The 1,257-nt window shown below is 60.6% G+C and carries 1 protein-coding gene; it reads left to right on the top strand.

Annotated elements, in window-relative coordinates; genetic code table 11:
• Positions 1-901 precede the first annotated feature (901 nt).
• Positions 902-1,171 (top strand): DUF1330 domain-containing protein, encoded by a 270-nt coding sequence (locus AC2EAQ_RS18885; protein WP_484645988.1) that lies wholly within the window; start codon positions 902-904, stop codon positions 1,169-1,171.
• The last annotated feature ends 86 nt before the right edge of the window (positions 1,172-1,257 follow it).

Here is a 1,257-nt window from a genome sequence, read left to right as displayed (position 1 = left end):
TTCGTGTGAGACTTCACTCTGGTGGCTCCTTCGGTTGCTTGTGAGGCAACCCGCATGCTCGCGCATGCGGGTCGAAGGAGCCGCCACCTCAGCTCATGCGTTCAACAGACTCCGGGACATCGCCGCTTCTGGAAGGGAGAGGTCACAAAGACCATGGAGCAACTTGGTGGCAAGGACGCGAGGTGCTTTCAATTGAGTTCCTCCTATGGGCTCTCCGGCTGGGTTGTTGCCATCAGCGCAAGAGTTGCAAGTGCGGCCTAACCGTTTGATCGAGCGGACCACTTCCGGCGCGTTTCGCGCGCCTACAGTTGCCGCTCATCGCCAACGTTAGGCCGCACAGTCCATGCTCTGTCTGCTTGCCGAAGCATGAAGAAGACACAGCCGAAACGCAGCCGTGCTCGCTACCTCTTGCTCGCTGCGGCCGCGGGCCTAGTAGTAGTTCTGTTGCTTCTCGACTCAACGCCTAGGTCAATCCCGGGCGTCACAACGCTAGAAGAGTGCGTCACCCGCTGTTCTCCCGAGTCGGGAACCATGGTTCCAGTTGAGTACGGCCCGAGCTGGCGTCCGGGAGTCAGAGAACCGGTCTGCCGGTGCAACTTCCCTTCAGGCTCTTCGGCAAAGTGAGTCACTGGCCTCGTCCGCACTCTTTCCACTCATGCGCCAAACGCAGTCACTGCACCCCAGGGTACTAGCCCACACTCGTCGAGTGCGGCCTAACCCCTCGTTCAACCGGACCCGCTACGGCAGGCACCGTAAGGCCGGGCTGAGGCACATGGTGCATCATCTCAGCCCGGCCTTACGGTGCCCGCCTCCGCGGGCCGGTTAACTCGAACGTTAGGCCGCACAAACCAGCCCCTTGCCGCGCAAGCCGCCGTCAACACTCAGTCTTCCACCATCAACGATGAATTTCCGCAAATCTCTCGCGCTCTTCTCAATCGCAGCGACTTTGAATGGAGTAGTTGCCGTGGATACATCCAGCGCACAGACCGTGGCTCCGGGATACATGATCATTGAGTACGAGATAACAGATCAGGCTGAGTTTCGCGAGTACCTCAAAGCGTCAGCCGCGCTGCGTGCGACAGGGGTTGGAGGCACATTCTTGGTGCGCGGCGCAAAAGGCATCAGCCTCTCAGGGGCGATGTCCCGCTCGCTGTTGAACCGTGACCGGTGACGGCTCCTCGGTGGACATGCTACGCGGCCTTCAAGACGGCGCCGTTGTCGCTTTCGGGGCGACGGCCATCCAGGGCCTTGAGGAGG

Source organism: Aquabacterium sp. T101 (assembly GCF_057219775.1).
This window is presented reverse-complemented; position numbering and strand designations above follow the sequence as displayed.